At 61.2% G+C, this 15,967-nt stretch carries 14 protein-coding genes; 6 read left to right on the forward strand and 8 right to left on the reverse strand.

The window, feature by feature from the left end; genetic code table 11:
• Positions 1-35 precede the first annotated feature (35 nt).
• Entirely contained in the window at positions 36-935 is a 900-nt protein-coding gene (locus tag AC1RT4_RS04440; RefSeq protein WP_493083790.1) for a LysR family transcriptional regulator, read from the reverse strand.
• A gap of 97 nt (positions 936-1,032) precedes the next feature.
• Here AC1RT4_RS04440 and AC1RT4_RS04445 point away from each other — a divergent pair, with 97 nt between their 5' ends.
• Together AC1RT4_RS04445 and AC1RT4_RS04450 are read left to right on the forward strand one after the other, a co-directional pair.
• Positions 1,033-1,395 (forward strand): VOC family protein, encoded by a 363-nt coding sequence (locus AC1RT4_RS04445; RefSeq protein WP_493083792.1) that lies wholly within the window; start codon positions 1,033-1,035, stop codon positions 1,393-1,395.
• A gap of 551 nt (positions 1,396-1,946) precedes the next feature.
• On the forward strand, positions 1,947-2,306 hold the full coding sequence (locus AC1RT4_RS04450) for a DUF6124 family protein (RefSeq protein WP_493083794.1): 360 nt from the start codon (positions 1,947-1,949) through the stop codon (positions 2,304-2,306).
• A 319-nt stretch (positions 2,307-2,625) separates the two neighbouring features.
• On the opposite strand, the gene AC1RT4_RS04455 is transcribed toward AC1RT4_RS04450, so the two are convergent.
• Positions 2,626-3,936: an MFS transporter gene (locus tag AC1RT4_RS04455; RefSeq protein WP_085603380.1), complete on the reverse strand. Its 1,311-nt coding sequence runs from the start codon at positions 3,934-3,936 to the stop codon at positions 2,626-2,628.
• Positions 3,937-4,107: 171 nt separating this feature from the next.
• On the opposite strand from AC1RT4_RS04455, the gene AC1RT4_RS04460 reads away from it, so the two are divergent.
• The 3 genes from AC1RT4_RS04460 (at position 4,108) to AC1RT4_RS04470 (ending at position 8,452) form a co-directional block, all read left to right on the forward strand.
• Positions 4,108-5,220, forward strand: coding sequence for a sugar diacid recognition domain-containing protein (locus AC1RT4_RS04460; protein ID WP_493083797.1), 1,113 nt, complete (start codon positions 4,108-4,110; stop codon positions 5,218-5,220).
• 243 nt (positions 5,221-5,463) lie between these two features.
• A complete protein-coding gene (locus AC1RT4_RS04465; RefSeq protein WP_493083799.1) occupies positions 5,464-6,603 on the forward strand; it encodes a glycerate kinase in 1,140 nt (379 codons plus the stop codon).
• A 223-nt stretch (positions 6,604-6,826) separates the two neighbouring features.
• Positions 6,827-8,452, forward strand: coding sequence for a methyl-accepting chemotaxis protein (locus AC1RT4_RS04470; RefSeq protein ID WP_493083801.1), 1,626 nt, complete (start codon positions 6,827-6,829; stop codon positions 8,450-8,452).
• A gap of 13 nt (positions 8,453-8,465) precedes the next feature.
• Here the strand turns inward: AC1RT4_RS04470 and AC1RT4_RS04475 are convergent, their stop codons facing one another.
• Positions 8,466-9,203 carry a hypothetical protein gene (locus AC1RT4_RS04475; RefSeq protein WP_493083803.1) on the reverse strand — a complete coding sequence of 246 codons (738 nt, stop codon included), beginning with the start codon at positions 9,201-9,203 and terminating at the stop codon, positions 8,466-8,468.
• Between the two features lie 179 nt (positions 9,204-9,382).
• Between AC1RT4_RS04475 and AC1RT4_RS04480 the strand changes: the two genes are divergently transcribed.
• Positions 9,383-10,570 carry a pyridoxal phosphate-dependent aminotransferase gene (locus AC1RT4_RS04480; protein WP_493083805.1) on the forward strand — a complete coding sequence of 396 codons (1,188 nt, stop codon included), beginning with the start codon at positions 9,383-9,385 and terminating at the stop codon, positions 10,568-10,570.
• Between the two features lie 6 nt (positions 10,571-10,576).
• Here the strand turns inward: AC1RT4_RS04480 and AC1RT4_RS04485 are convergent, their stop codons facing one another.
• The 5 genes from AC1RT4_RS04485 to AC1RT4_RS04505 form a co-directional block, all read right to left on the reverse strand.
• On the reverse strand, positions 10,577-11,545 hold the full coding sequence (locus AC1RT4_RS04485; protein WP_493083807.1) for a 2-hydroxyacid dehydrogenase: 969 nt from the start codon (positions 11,543-11,545) through the stop codon (positions 10,577-10,579).
• 21 nt (positions 11,546-11,566) lie between these two features.
• Entirely contained in the window at positions 11,567-12,865 is a 1,299-nt protein-coding gene (locus tag AC1RT4_RS04490; protein WP_493083809.1) for an MFS transporter, read from the reverse strand.
• Between the two features lie 137 nt (positions 12,866-13,002).
• Positions 13,003-13,968, reverse strand: coding sequence for a sugar kinase (locus AC1RT4_RS04495; protein WP_493083811.1), 966 nt, complete (start codon positions 13,966-13,968; stop codon positions 13,003-13,005).
• On the reverse strand, positions 13,961-14,743 hold the full coding sequence (locus AC1RT4_RS04500) for a sugar phosphate isomerase/epimerase family protein (RefSeq protein WP_493083813.1): 783 nt from the start codon (positions 14,741-14,743) through the stop codon (positions 13,961-13,963). The genes AC1RT4_RS04495 and AC1RT4_RS04500 overlap by 8 nt, the downstream gene beginning before the upstream one ends.
• A 165-nt stretch (positions 14,744-14,908) precedes the next feature.
• Complete coding sequence (locus AC1RT4_RS04505) at positions 14,909-15,937, reverse strand: LacI family DNA-binding transcriptional regulator (RefSeq protein WP_493083815.1); 1,029 nt, start codon at positions 15,935-15,937, stop codon at positions 14,909-14,911.
• Positions 15,938-15,967: the final 30 nt, after the last annotated feature.

A 15,967-nucleotide genomic window follows, 5' to 3' on the forward strand; every position in this document is an offset into this window, starting at 1 on the left:
CAAATACCAGAAGCGCCCGGTGCGGCAAAGTGAATTTATCGGCGCAACGCCTCGCAACGTTCGCGCAAAAACGCCTGCAACACCTTGACCCGTTCCGACACCTGCACCCGATGCGGGCACAACAGATTGAACGGCACGCTCTCGCCATGCCAGTCATCGAACAGCGTCACCAGCCGCCCGGCGCGGACGTCTTCGGCCACGTCGAGCCAGGCCTTGTAGGCGATGCCGTGCCCGGCGAGGGCCCAACGGCGCGCGACTTCGCCGTCGTCGCTGAGGTAGTCGCCGCGTACTTCGACCTCAACCGTTTCGTTGTCGCGATGGAAACGCCAGGTGTTATAGGGCCGGCCATTTCGCAGGTAGAGCAGGGCACTGTGCTCGCTCAATTCCGCAGGATTTTGCGGCGTGCCGTGGCGTTCCAGATACGCGGGGCTGGCGCAGGCCACACGACGATGCTCAGGCAAAATCGGCAACGCCACCAGCGTCGAATCACTCGGCACGCCAAAGCGCAGCGCCACATCAACCGTCTCGCGAAACAGATCGGCATGCCGATCGTTGAGCAGCAATTGCAGCTGAATGTGCGGGTGCTCGCGCTTGAAATCGTCCAGCCACGGCAGCAACACATTGCGCCCGAAGTCCGACGGCGCCGCCAGTTGCAGCACGCCGCTCAGGCCTTCGGTCTGTTGCTTCAGCGCCTGTTCGCCCTCGGCCAGTGTCGCCAGCGCCAGGCGCACGCTTTCCAGATAACGCCGGCCTTCCTCGGTCAGGCGCATGCTGCGGGTGGAGCGGGCGAACAGGCGGATGCCGAGGCGGGTTTCCAGGCGTTTCAACGCGATGCTGGCGGCGGCCGGCGTCAGCTCCAGCGCCCGGGCGGCGGCGGAGATGCTGCCGGAGTCGGCGGTGCGGACGAAGATTTCCAGATCGAGGATTGAGCTCATTAGTAAAAATCCGTTGAAGATCCTTGGCGTTTTGCGGGATTTTTCCGGGATTGGCAAGCGCAGATACTGAAATCCTGAATAACCGCAGGAGACAGGCATGACGTGGACATTTGATCATCTGGCCTTCAACACCGCTGACGGTCAGGCGCTGCAGGACGCTTTTGGTGGGTTGTTGGGATTGACGCCGGGGCGCCGGCCGCCGTTTCCGTTTCCCGGGCGGTGGTTGTATCAGGAGGGGGAGGCGTTGGTGCATGTGATTGAGCAGCCCGCGCTGGATGAGGCCGCGTTAAGTCATATTGCGTTTCGTACCGATGAAGATGCGGCGGTGGTTTTGAAGCGGGTGCAGGGCAGTGGGTTGTCTTATCAGGTGGCGCAGGTGCCTGAGGAAAGGATCTGGCAGATTTTTGTGCAGATGCCGGGTGGGTTGGTGCTGGAGCTGGATGCGAAATCGGGGGCTTAGAATCAAGAGCTCCCTCACCCCAGCCCTCTCCCGGAGGGAGAGGGAGCCGACCGAGGTGTTCTCACGAGGTACATCGACCTGAAATATCGAGTCGAACTCAGGCTTTGAAAAGCACCGAGATCGGCTCCCTTTCCCCCTCGCCCCCCTGGGGGAGAGGGCTGGGGTGAGGGGGTGACGTTCTCAGTCACACCGGAGTGTTTAAGTGTGGTGTTTAAAGGACACGTTCAGACACGCACCCCAGGCTACACAACCTTGCGCCGTTGCCTACGACTAAGCCAGAATCCGCCGGCTTGTGCGCTCAAGGGCCGGGTTTTATCGTTGTCCCGTCGCTGAAATGCAGCGATCGGGTTTGGTAGCCCGGATCTGACTTGTTGCGCAATTCACCGTATTCGGACGCTCATCCGTCCGTGCTTTTATGGTGGCCATGCGTGGGGCGCTTTCGAGCGCGCCGGTTCTCCAAGTCACCGGTCTACCAACCCGTGTATGGCCACCACCTCTTCGTTTGGTAGCGAAGTTTGATGGCTCCATTTTTCTGATTTGGAGATTCAAACGTGATCAAACCAACACCCAACCCACCCGAAACCGACACCACTTCGCCCTACGAAACCCTCGACTCCAAGACATTCCACGAAGCCGCCGAGCGCGCCCTCGATCATTACCTCAATCCGCTTCTCCCCAGAAAACCGCTGCTCAAACCCAACACCCGCTACCTCATCGCCCCCGGTATCGACAGCGAAGAACTGCTGGCCGATGCCTCTGAAACCCTGACTTGCGCCAAAACCATGGCCACCGACTTCGCCGGACTGGTGGACGGATCGCAGCGGCATGTGCTGTTGGGCATTGCGCAACTGATCATGCTGAGTGAACTGGCGGTGAACCGGGCGCTGGATAATCTGGAAGTAGAGGGCTGAAAATCAAAAGCTCCCTCACCCCAGCCCTCTCCCGGAGGGAGAGGGAGCCGACTGCGGTGATCTCACGAGGTACATCGACCTGAAATATTGGGTCGAGCTCCGGCTTTGAAAAACACACCTTACCGCGTATATCGACGTGAAATATCGAGTCGAACTCCGATTTTGAAAAGCACCGAGATTGGCTCCCTTTCCCCCTCGCCCCCTTGGGGGAGAGGGCTGGGGTGAGGGGGTGACGTTTGCAGCGACACTACAAAACAGAAGTCATACACCCAGAATAGAAAACGGCCCGAAAGGGCCGTTTCTGTATTTCGACTAAGGCCTAAGCCCGCAACGTCCGCGTCATCCGCAACGCCAGCAAACTCCCGCCAACAATCACACCCGCCAACAGATACAACGCCGCATCCGTCGACCCGGTGCTGTCCTTGACCCAGCCCACAAGGTAAGGACTGAGGAACCCAGCCATCTGCCCCATCGAGTTGATCAATGCCAACCCACCCGCCGCAGCACCTGCGCTCAGCATCGCCGTCGGCACCGGCCAGAACATCGGCAGACCGGTCAGCGCCCCCATGGTCGCAATGGTCAGACCGAGAATCGCAATCGCCGGATTCGCCGCGAAGTTCACCGCAATCAGCAGGCCAACCGCGCCCATCAACATCGGCACCACCAAATGCCAGCGGCGTTCTTTACGCAAGTCCGCCGAACGGCCGACCACCAGCATGAACACCGCCGCCAGCAGATACGGAATAGCGCTCAACCAGCCAATCACCAGGTTATCGCTGAAGCCGAGGTTCTTGATGATCGACGGCAGCCAGAAGTTGATCGCGTACACGCCGCTCTGGATGCAGAAGTAGATCAGGCCGAAGGCCCAGATGGCCGGGTTCTTGAACACGGCAATCAACGAATCGGAAGTGGTTTTCGGCTTGTTCGCCAGGTCTTCGGCCTGATCGGCTTCCAGCACCGAACGCTCATGCGGGGTCAGCCATTTGGCGTTGGCGAAGTTGTCGCTGAGCAGGAAGTAGGCGAGTGCGCCCAGTACCACGGTCGGAATGCCTTGCAGCAGGAACATCCACTGCCAGCCGGCGAGGCCACCTTGCCCTGCGGCGAAGTGATTGAGGATCCAGCCGGAAAACGGGCTACCCAGCAGGCCGGACACCGGGATCGCCGACATGAACAGCGCCATGATCCGGCCACGGCGGAAGGTCGGAAACCACTGCGAGAGATACAGCACAACGCCCGGGAAGAACCCGGCTTCAGCAGCGCCGGTGAACAGGCGCAGGGTGTAGAACTCGGTCGGTGTGGTGACGAACAGCAGGCAGGTCGACAGCGTGCCCCAGGTGATCATCATCAGCGCGATCCAGCGCCGAGGGCCGAATTTGGTCAGGGCCAGGTTGCTCGGTACGCCGCACAGCACGTAGCCGATGAAGAAGATACCGGCCCCGAGGCCGTACACGGTTTCGCTGAATTTCAGCGCGTCGAGCATCTGCAGTTTGGCAAATCCAACGTTGACCCGGTCGAGGTAGTTGAACAGGTAGCAGATGAAGATGAAGGGGATCAAACGCAGGGTGATGCGTTTGTAGACGGCATTTTTATCGTCATCGATGGTCTGGGCGGCAGCGGCGCTCTGCGACATGGCGGCTCTCTCTTTATTATGATTTTTTGCGATGCAAAGGGTAACGTTGATCGCCCTGAGAGTCTCGGCCACCTTTGGCCGGATTGTCTTTGTGCCTGAGCACAGGGTTTGCTGCCAGACCCTGTGCGGGTGAACAACCGTCCGCGCCTGTTTTCAAGGATTCCAGCCCCTATGTTCGAACTCGATCACGACCTCGCCCAGGACATCGTCGACCGGGCCATGGCCATTTTGCCGTACAACGTCAACGTCATGGACAGTCAGGGCTTGATCCTCGGCAGTGGCGAGCCGGAGCGGATCAACACCCGTCACGAAGGCGCGCAACTGGTGCTGGCCAACGGGCGAGTGGTGGAGATCGACGCGCAGACCGCCGTGCATTTGAAGGGCGTGCAGCCGGGGATCAACCTGCCGCTATTGCTCGATCAGCGTTTGATCGGTGTGCTCGGCATTACCGGCGAGCCGGAGCAACTGCGCACTTACGCCGAACTGGTGCGCATGACCGCCGAGATGTTGGTCGGCCAGCGCAACCAGCAATCCGAGCAGCAATGGCGGCGGCAACGTTGCGATGACTTGCTCGCGTTGTTGCTGAGTGAAGCGGGGGATTCGCCGCGTTTGGTGGATGAAGCTCAGCAACTCGGGCTCAAGCCGCAACTGACGCGCGTGCCGTATCTGTTCGAGTTGGGTCTTGAGCATGGGCCGGGGCAAACCGTCGAGGCGCTGAGTGCCTGGCTGATGACGCGCTATCCGGACAGTTGGTGCGTGAGTTCGGCCAAGTCGTCGCTGCTGTGGTGTCGACCGGCGAGTCAGAACGTCGAGCATGATCGTTTGCTGGAAAAACTCGATGGCCTCGGCTGGAACATTCTGCGCATTGCGGTCGGCGGGCAAGCCGATGGGCTGGCCGGGTTGCGCCGTTGCTATCGGCGGGTCGGCGATTTACTCGCCTATGGCCGCGAAGTGCTGCCGCGTTCACGGCTGCTCACCCTCAATCGCTATCGCTTGCCGGTGATGCTCTGGCGCCATCGCAACGATGATGCGCTGGATGAACTGCTCAAGCCGTTGCGCAAGGTCATTGCCAAGGACAGCAACGGCCAGTTGCTCGCGACCCTGCGCAGCTGGTGCGATCACGACGGGCAGAGCCAGGCTTGCGCCGATGCCTTGGGGATTCACCGCAACAGCCTGCGTTACCGAATGGAGCGAATTGCCGAGTTGAGCGGGGTCGATCCGCTGAAACTCGATGGCATGCTGGCGTTGTACCTGGGGGTGCAATTGCTGCCACAGACTGACTGAGGTTTATTCGGCACCTCGGATAATGCTATCGCGAGCAGGCTCGCTCCCACATTTGGAATCCATTCCTCTGTGGGAGCGAGCCTGCTCCGGGCGGCGATCCGACGATGGCGGTGGAACATTCAGCACCGAAATCCCTGGCTTTGTGAAAATGAACAATAAACGCCAATCCAACTTGTGCAGCGGACAGGCGTCAACGCGCAAGGCGACTGGCAGCATGAGGGGCATTGGAACTGGAGAATTCGCATGAAAATCGTAATCGCCCCCGATTCGTTCAAGGACAGCCTGAGTGCCCAAGGCGTTGCAGAAGCCATCGCGCGGGGCCTGGCGCAGGTCTGGCCGCAGGCGACGCTGGTCAAATGCCCGATGGCCGACGGTGGCGAAGGGACGGTGGAGTCGATTCTCGCCGCGTGTGAAGGTGGACTGCACCGCACCCGCGTGCGCGGCCCGTTGGGCGCAGCGGTCGAAGCCGCATGGGGCTGGCTGCCGCACAACCACACCGCAATCATCGAGATGGCCGAGGCCAGCGGTCTGCAACTGGTGCCGCCGGGGCAGCGTGATGCGTGCATCAGCAGCACCTTCGGCACCGGTGAACTGATTCGCGCCGCGCTGGATGCCGGCGCACAACGCGTCATTCTGGCCATCGGCGGCAGCGCCACCAACGACGGTGGCGCCGGCGCGATGCAGGCGCTGGGCGTGAAACTGCTGGATGCTCAAGGGCAATCGTTGGTGCCGGGCGGTCTGGCGCTGGCGCAACTCGCACGTCTGGACCTGAGCGAACTCGACCCACGTCTGGCGCAAGTCCGCTTCGATATCGCCGCCGACGTCAACAATCCGCTGTGCGGCCCCCACGGCGCCTCGGCGATTTTCGGCCCGCAAAAGGGCGCATCACCCGCGCAAGTGCAACAACTGGATCAGGCCCTCGGTCACTTCGCCGAACTCTGCGCGCAAGCGCTGGGCAACGATGTTCGGGATGAACCGGGCAGCGGTGCAGCAGGCGGACTGGGTTTTGCCGCCAAGGCGTTTCTCGGCGCACGGTTCCAGGCCGGGGTCGAAGTGGTCGCGGAACTGGTCGGGCTGGCCGATGCGGTGAAGGGCGCAGATCTGGTCATCACCGGCGAAGGACGCTTCGATGCCCAGACCCTGCGCGGTAAAACCCCGTTCGGCGTAGCGCGAATCGCCAAGCAACACGACGTTCCCGTGATCGTCATCGCCGGCACCTTGGGCGAGGGTTATCAGGAACTCTACGATCACGGCATCGACGCCGCCTTCGCCGTCACCAGCGGCCCGATGACCCTTGAACAGGCCTGCGCCGAAGCACCCCGTCTATTGCGCGAACGTGCCACAGACATCGCTCGCGTCTGGCGCATGGCAACCCCGGCCTGACCTGCCGCCCATCATCTAAAGCTGCGGGTGTTTCACCGCTGAAACACCCGCAACACCTTGAAAAATATTTCATCTTTCCCCGCGAAATTCCTCAAGCCTGGCCGATACAGAAGTCAGGCGCGCACAAGACTTCCCAAAACAGTGACGCCGGACTGAAGCCCACTCCACGGGCCAGTGATCACGGCATGGACGCTCGTAGTTTCAATCATCCGAGAGTCCTCCTATGTCCTTGCGTAATCTGAATATCGCGCCTCGTGCCTTCCTCGGTTTTGCCTTCATCGCCTTGCTGGTGATCGTGCTCGGCGTGTTCGCCATCAACCGCATGTCGATCATCCGCCAGGCGTCGCTGGAGATGGAGTCGACGCAGTTGCCGAGCGTCACGCAACTTGCCGTGGTCACGGAAAACGTCCTGCGCCTGCGTATCCTCTCGTTCCGCATTCTGGTCAACCGCGACCCGGCCGGTTTGCAGGAAGCCCAGACCCGCATCGGCGTGCTGGTGGACAAGGTGCGCGCCGCCCAGGCCAGTTACGCGGCACTGCCGGCCGGTTCGGAAGAGCGCGCGCTGTATCAGACTTTCGCGACGACGCTCGACAACTACCTGCAAGCGCAAAACCAGATGATGGATCTGTCGCGTCAGGACAAGGTCGATGAGATGCGTACCCTGATCAACACAAAGATCAAGGACGGCACCGACAAAATGGGCGAACAACTCAACCAACTGATTGCGATCAACTCGGCTGATGCGAAAACCGCGTCGTCCCAGGCCGGTGACCAGTACAGCGGCGCGATCACCGGGATCATCGTGGTGGCCGTGATGGCTGCGTTGCTGACCGTGCTGCTGGCGTGGCTGCTGACCCGCAGCATCGTCACCCCGCTGAACCGCGCCGTCGCTGCCGCGCAAACCATCGCCGGCGGCAACCTGACCAAAGCCATTGAAGTCGACGGCAAGGACGAACCGGCGCGCCTGCTTGAAGCGCTGGCCGCGATGCAGACCAACCTGCGCAAGACCATCGAACAGATCGCCGGCTCCGCTACGCAACTGGGCGCCGCCGCTGAAGAACTCAGCGCCGTGACCGAAGAAGCGTCCCGTGGCCTGCAACAGCAGAATGATGAAATTGAACAAGCCGCCACCGCCGTCAACGAAATGACCGCTGCGGTGGAAGAGGTCGCACGCAACGCGGTGTCGACTTCCGAAGCCTCAAACCAGTCGACCCACGCCGCCCGCGAAGGTCGCGATCAAGTGGTGAAAACCGTCGACGCGATCCAGACCATGACCCACGACGTGCAGAACACCGCGCAAATGATCGAAGGCCTGGCCGCTCAGGGCCGCGACATCGGCAAGGTGCTGGACGTGATCCGCGCCATCGCCGAACAGACCAACCTGCTGGCGCTCAACGCCGCCATCGAAGCAGCCCGTGCCGGTGAAGCGGGACGCGGTTTCGCCGTGGTAGCGGACGAGGTTCGCGCTTTGGCTCATCGCACCGCGCAATCGACCCAGGAAATCGAAAAAATGGTCGCCGGCATTCAGAACGGCACCGGCGAAGCGGTCGAGTCGATGCAGCAAAGCAACCAGCGCACCCAGTCCACCCTGGAAATGGCCCGTGCCGCCGGCGTGGCGCTGGAGCAGATCACTCAATCGATTCACCAGATCAACGAACGCAACCTGGTGATCGCCAGCGCTTCTGAAGAGCAGGCGCAGGTGTCCCGCGAGGTTGACCGCAACCTGGTCAACATCCGCGACCTGGCCACCCAATCGGCTGCCGGCGCGAATCAAACCAGCGCCGCGACCCACGAACTGTCGCGCCTGGCGGTGGATTTGAATGCGATGGTGGCGCGGTTTGTGATTTGAGCGGCGGTTCAGGTCAAGCGATAGCTACCCTGATAAATTCCGCCATCGAATCCTTCGACGAGACGCCTGCGCGGCTCTTGATCCGATAATGCAACAGGTAAACGCCATTACCGATATTCACAAAGATCCAGCCCGGTAATGGCACCACTGTCTCTCCCCCGAGGTGATTGACCAGCACTTCAATCACTTCAGGTGCATTGGGTGGCCCGAAGAAGACTTGAACGGTGTCACCGTGTACATATCCGGGGTGCCCAGGAATCCTGATCTGGACAACATTGCAGTGTGCGTTCAGGTAACCGGTGGTCACACCGGGGCCAGTTGTCGTCTCTTCTGGCACTATCGGTTCGTCCGGGGTTGCGCCATCAAGCGGTACGCGATCTTCAATGGTGAATAAAGTCGGTTCTGACTCGTGCTGCGTTCCGTCGTGGTTGACCACCTTAAATTGAATTTCCGTGATGCCAACCGTCAGGTGTTTCTGGGGCAGTTTCAGTTTCAGAGGAAACGTGATCAGGCCAGGAAGCTTGTACTTTTCGGCCTCCGTCCAGGGTCCTCCGGGTAATTTCACCCACAGTGTCACCTCGTCAGTCTGTCCTCCAATAGCGGAACCGGGCCATGGACGGCTGACTTCCAGCTCAAGGTCGAATAGCCACGCCCAGAAGGGCAGCAGATTTTTCTGGGGGTAGACCGGATTGTTCGACTCACCGTGGCTGGCAAGCGCGCGTGTGATCTTCAATGCGGGAATCGTGGCCATGTCCTTATCTCCTGAACGTGTCGCCCGTGGCTCCAGCGCCTTACAGGCTCAGGACTATTAAGCGGTAGCCCGGTAATTCCCGATACTGTCAAACCTGACAGGTAGCAGCCCCGGAAAGTGGCGCGTTTCTTGATTTGAGATAGGGTGAAGGCTGGAGACCGCGCAATCAGGAGACGTACATGCGCTATTCAGCCTTGACCCAACGAATCGCCGGGGAGGGAGCAGCGGCCTGGCGGATTCACGACCGAGCGCTGGAGTTACGCGCCGAAGGGATCGATGTGTTGCTGCTGTCCGTGGGCGATCCGGATTTTGATACGCCGCTGCCGATCATCCACGGGGCCATCGACAGCCTGCTGGCCGGCGATACCCACTATTCCGAAGTGCGCGGCCGGCTGGAGCTGCGCAAGCGGATTGCCGAGCGCCATCGGCGCAACAGTGGCCAGGAAGTGGATGCCGAGCATGTGATCGTGCTGCCCGGCGCGCAATGCGCGGTGTATTCGGTAGCGCAGTGTCTGCTGGATCCGGACGATGAAGTGATCGTCGCCGAACCGATGTACGTGACTTATGAAGGTGTGTTCGGTGCTTGCGGAGCTACCGTGGTGCCTGTTCCGGTTCGTCCGGAAAACGGCTTTCGCGTCGACCCGGTGGATGTCGCGGCACGGATCACCCCGAAGACGCGGGCCATGCTGCTCAACAGTCCCAACAATCCCTCCGGTGCGAGCCTGTCGCTGCTGATCTGGCAGGAGCTGGCGGCGTTGTGCATCCGTCATGACCTGTGGCTGATCAGCGATGAGGTCTACAGCGAATTGTTATACGAAGGCGAGCACGTCAGCCCGGCGAGCCTGCCGGGCATGGCCGAGCGCACCGCGACCATCAACAGCCTGTCGAAATCCCATGCGATGACCGGGTGGCGGATTGGCTGGATGATCGGGCCGAAACCGTTGGCCGAGCATCTGGTGAATCTGTCGCTGAGCATGTTGTTCGGTCTGCCGGACTTTGTGCAGAAAGCGGCGCAAATCGCGCTGGAGAAGGATCTGCCGGAGGTGACGCAGATGCGCGAGGAATACCGGTTGCGTCGGGATCTGGTGTGCGAGCGCTTGCGCGGCTGTCCGGGGTTGTATCCGATCAAACCGGATGGCGGGATGTTCGTGATGGTCGATGTACGCCAGACCGGGCTCGGCGCGCAGGATTTTGCCGAGCGGTTGCTGGAGGGGTATGGGGTTTCGGTGCTGGCCGGTGAGGCGTTCGGACCGAGTGCGGCGGGGCATATTCGCATCGGGCTGGTGGTGGATCGGGTGAAGCTGGCGGACGCGTGTTCGCGGATTGCCTTGTGCGCTGCGCAACTTCTCCAGGTGCGCAGCGCCTGACCTCGATCAGAGTGGAGGATTCACCAGGTTGGCGGGCCTTTCTCCCGCCAGCGCCGCCAACAGATTCTCCACCGCACACTGCGCCATCGCTTCACGCGTTTCATGGGTCGCCGAACCCATGTGCGGCGTCGCCACCACATTGTTCAGCTGCAACAACGGCGAGTCATGATTCAGCGGCTCGCGTTCAAACACATCCAGCCCCGCCGCGCGAATCCGGTTATGTCGCAAAGTGTCGATCATCGCCGCCTCGTCCACCACCTTGCCCCGGGAAATATTGATGAAGATGCTTTCCGGGCGCATCAACGCGAACTGTTCGGCGCCAATCAGACCTTCAGTCTGCGCCGTCAGCGGCAAGGTCAGACAGATGAAATCCGCCTGCCGCAACAGATCCTCCAGACTGCGGTACTGCGCATCAAAACGTTCTTCGACCGCCGGTTTGCGCGACTGGCTGTGATAGATCACCGGCATCCCGAACCCGAAATGCCCGCGCTGCGCCAATGCCTCGCCGATACGCCCCATACCGATGATGCCCAGCGTCTTGCCATGCACATCGGTACCGAAATGCGCCGGGCCGATGCTGCGGTGCCAGTGGCCGCCGCGCACCATGTTCGCCAGTTCCACCACGCGCCGGGCGGTGGCCAGGATCAGCGCGAAACCGGTGTCAGCGGTGGTTTCGGTGAGCACGTCCGGGGTGTTGGTCAGCAGGATCCGGCGTCGGGTCAGGTAATCAATATCGTAGTTGTCGACACCCACCGAAACGCTGGAAATCGCTTCAAGCTTCGGCGCCAGATCGAGCAGCGCCGCGTCCAGTTTCAGGCTCGCGCCGAGCAAGCCGTGAGCAACCGGCAGGGCGTCGCGCAGTTTCATCAGGCCATCGGCGTCGAGGCTGTCGATCAGCGTCACATCGACCTGTTCCTCAAGACGCGCCATCAATTGCGGCGACAGTTTCTTGTACAGCACAACCTGCTTTTTCATCGCAGTCATCTCTCTATCAATTCAGGAATGAGCCGGCTGCGGACGCGGTGCGACGCGCTTGGCCGTCACCCGGTCGCTGGGGCCGGGCTTGAGGAAAATCGTCAGCACTACCGAGAGCATCAGCGCGCCGCTCATCAACAGATACGAAGCGCCGGGCGAACCGGTGGAGCTGTTCAGGTAACCGACCAGATACGAACCGCCAAACGAACCGAGGGCGCCCATGCTGTTGATCAGCGCCATGGCGCCACCGGCAACGTTGGCCGGCAGAATCTCCGGGACGATGGCGAAGAACGGCCCATACGGCGCGTACATGCAGGCGCCGGCAATCACCAGCAGCGTGTACGACCACCAGAAATGCTCCGCGCCCAAGGCGTAGGAGCCGTAGAACGCCACCGAGGCGATCAGCAGCGGTGGCCAGACGAAGCGTTTGCGCTTTTGCAGTTTGTCCGAGCCCCACGACACCAGCAGCATGCCGATCACTGCCGCCAGATAAGGTAGGGCCGACAGCCAGCCGGCCTCGATCATGTCCATCTGCGCGCCGGCCTTGAGGATCGATGGCAGCCACAACACGAAGCCGTAGACGCCGATGCTCCAGCAGAAGAATTGCAGCGCCAGAATGATCACCTTCGGCGAACGGAAGGCTTCGGCGTAGTTCTTCACCGCTTTGATCCCGACCTGTTCAGCGGCGAGCGCGCTTTCCAGATCGTGCTTTTCCTGGTCGTTGAGCCACTTGGCCTGGGCCGGACGATCATCGGCCAGCTTCCACCAGATGAATGCCCAGAGCACCGCCGGCAGACCTTCGATGATGAACATCCAGCGCCAGCTGAAATGCTGCACCAGATAGCCCGAAACCACCGACATCCACAGCATCGTTACCGGGTTGCCGAGGATCAGGAAGGTGTTGGCCCGAGAGCGTTCGGCGCGGGTGAACCAGTGACAGAGATAGACCAGCATCGCCGGCATCACCGCCGCTTCGACCACGCCGAGCATGAAGCGGATGACGATCAGCCAATAGGCGTTGGAGACCACGCCGGTCAACGTGGCGAGCCCGCCCCAGAGGATCAGGCTGACGAAGATCAGCTTCTTGACGCTGTGCTTCTGCGCGTAGATCGCGCCGGGCACCTGGAAGAAAAAGTAGCCGAGGAAGAACAGCGCGCCGAGCAGGGACGACAGGCCCGGGGTGATCATCAGGTCCTCAGCCATTCCGGACGCGGCAGCGAATCCGTAATTGGCGCGGTCCAGGTACGCCAGGCTGTAGGTGATGAACACGATCGGCATGATGTACCACCAGCGGCGGGTGGCGAGGGTTGCGGTTTTCATGGTCTTGCTCCTGAGCTTGTTGTTTTTGTCGCAGCAGGTTCAATGGTTTATTGCTTGCTCGTTCCCACGTCGAGGCGTCGAACCGTCCGCGTGGGAATGCCTCCGGGGACGCTCCGCGTCCCATGTGACGCAGAGCGTCACGGGCTGCATTCCCACGCAGGAGCGTGGGAACGATCAGCGGTGAGTTCGGATCGGGTCGGCAAACCCTCCATGTCACCACGGCTCTGCACCGCCCGGCTGCCAATCCAGTTGCCACGTCTGACCGCCTCGGGAAAGCTCTGGTGCTCCAGCAGGGCGCTGATCATCCCGACCGCAAATCCATCCCCGGCACCGACCGTATCGACCACGGTTTCGACCGGCACCCCGGCGACAAACCCCTGATCCAGATGCGTTCGGTAATACGCACCCTGCGGCCCGAGTTTGATCGCCACCGCTTCAGCGCCCTGATCCAGATAGAACGCGGCGATGTCAGCCGGGTCTTCAAACCCGGTCAGCAGCCGGCCTTCGCTCAACCCCGGCAATACCCAGTGGGCGAGGGCGGCGAGGCGGTTGATCTCGCGGATCATCTCCCGTTCGCTGGCCCACAGGCTCTGGCGCAGGTTCGGGTCGAACGACACGCTGCGTCCTGCGTTGCGCATGCGGGTCATCAGTTCATGGGACATTTCCCGGGCAGAGGCTGACAGCGCTGGCGGAATGCCGGTGGCGTGCAGATGCCGGGCACCAAATAGCGTCGAGGTGATTGATTGCGGCGACAGATGACTGGCCGCCGAGCCGCGACGGAAGTACTCGACCGTCGGATCGCTGCCGTCATCGTTGCGCGACTTGAGCTGGAAACCGGTTGGATGCGCGTTGTCGACTTCGACATGGCTGCAATCCAGGCCTTCGCGAGCCAGGGTTTCGACGACAAAGCGTCCCAGCGAATCGGCACCGACACGGCTAAGCCACGCCACCTTGAAGCCCAGTCGAGACAGCCCGATGGCGACGTTGCTGTCCGCCCCGGCAATCCGTTTGTGAAACTGCTCGACGGAGGCCAGATCACCGCTCTGTTCGGCGACAAACATCGCCATGGTTTCGCCGAACGACAGAATATCGATCTCAGACATGAGCAGGCTCCAGGCGGGACTGGCCGAGGCGGGCGAGGGTGGCGACGTGTTCGGTGGTGAGTTGCACCAGGTCTTCGCCCTGCAACGGGTATTCGGCGGCGCGCATGACCCCTTGGGCCATGTGCCGCAGCAGTTGTTCCCACAGATGCAGGTCAGTGGCAGCCGGCGGCACGGCCACCAGTTTCCCGTCGGCACGGCGGGCCACGGCTTTGCAATGCACGTAACCGACGTGGCGGCCCAACAGCCGTGCGGCGCTGGTGGCGGACTGGTCTTGCCACTGCCAGTTGCCGATGTCGAAGGTCATTTTGATCGGCAGGTTGTGTTGCTCGACGGCGGCGAAGAAACGTTGAAACGGTTCGATGCGACCGCCGTGCAGGGTCTGATCATTCTCTACCAGCAACTGCACAGGGCTTTGCGCAAGGATTTGCGCCAGCGTCTGCAGATCGTTGTTGTCGGTGAAGAAACCAAGGGAAACCTTCAGCCACTTCGAACCGAACGCTTCGGCGTTTTGCAGCGCAGTGATGAGTTCGGGATTGGACCGCGACTGACCGGCGAGCCACAGTTCGGTGGGCGAGGAATAGATGCTTTGCAGGCCTTGAGCTTGCGTGGCGGTGGAGAGTTGTTCCGGGACTTCGTTGGTCAGCAGCTCTTCGCGCCATTCGATGCGATTGGCGCCGGCAGCGGCCAGCACTTCGATGAACGAAGCCTGGCCATGGCGGCGAACAAGGTCGGCGCCGTAGCTGGAAAGGCTGATGGAAACGGCAGGTTTATTCATTGTTATCTACCTCTGAAACCGGTTTCATTTTTGTTCAAAAAAAATCATCAAGTTGTGCAGCGCTCTTTCGGGCCCCTTCGCGGGCAAGCCCGCTCCCACATTTGGAATGCGTTCCCCTGTGGGAGCGGCGGTGCGACGACTCGACTTGACCGCGAAGAGGCCATGTCAGTCACCACAAAATCCGCGCGTCGAGCCGCGCTCAATCAGCACCGGCGCAAAATCCAGCGTCCGCGCCGCTTCATCATCCCCGCGCAAACGCTTGAGCAAACACTCAAACGCCCGCGCACCCATCTCCTCAGTAGGCTGGGCAAGGGCAGTAATCCCGCTACCCACCAACGGATACCAGTCCAGATCATCCAGTGCGATCAGCCCGACATCCTCAAATAATCGGCAACCGATCTCGCGCAAGGCCAGAGTGCAAGCCAGCGCCGCCACGCCATTGGCGCAGAACAGGGCTTTCGGGCCCGAATCAGGTGTGTTCAAAAAGGTTTGAAGGTCGTTCGCAAGACTCAAGCCGGTTTCCAACACCGCGCCATGCATGTCTTCGCGCTGGCCAATCTGCTGCTGAAAGCTGCTGACCCGCTCGATCCGCGAACTGGTGCCGTCAAAAGGCTCCGTCACCAGCAGCACATCGCGATAACCGCGTTGCTCAAGATGTTCGAGCGCCATTTCGATCGCTTGCGGGTTGTTCAACCCGACCATGTCGCTGTCGAGTCCGTCGACCTTGCGATCCACCAGCACCAGCGGCATCTCCCGCTTCAACTCGTCCAGCTCATCCCGGTGATGACCCAGGGTGTTCACGATCAGCCCTTCGATGTTGTACGAGCGCAACAGCGCCAGGTGCTGGCGCTCCTGCTCGTCATCGCGGTCGGTGTTGCACACCACCAGACTGTATCCGTGTCGGCGGCAGGCGGTTTCCACCCCGTGCATCACGGCAATCGAATAAGGGTTGCGGATGTCGGCCACCAGCATGCCGATCAGGCGGGTGCGGCCACGCTTCAGGCCTCGGGCCATTTGATTGGGGCGGTAGCCAAGTTCGGCAATCGCTTGCTCGATGCGCTGGGCGATGGCATCGGAGAGCAGGGCACGGTCGTCGCCGATAAAGCGCGAGACGCTGGCCTTGGACACGCCAGCGTGTTCGGCGACGTCGAGCATGGTGACGCGGCTGCGCTGGGCGGCGGAGAAATCGTTCACGGTTGGATCTTCTTATTGTCTGAAACCGGT

The organism is Pseudomonas sp. GW821-FHT11D10, assembly GCF_058808435.1.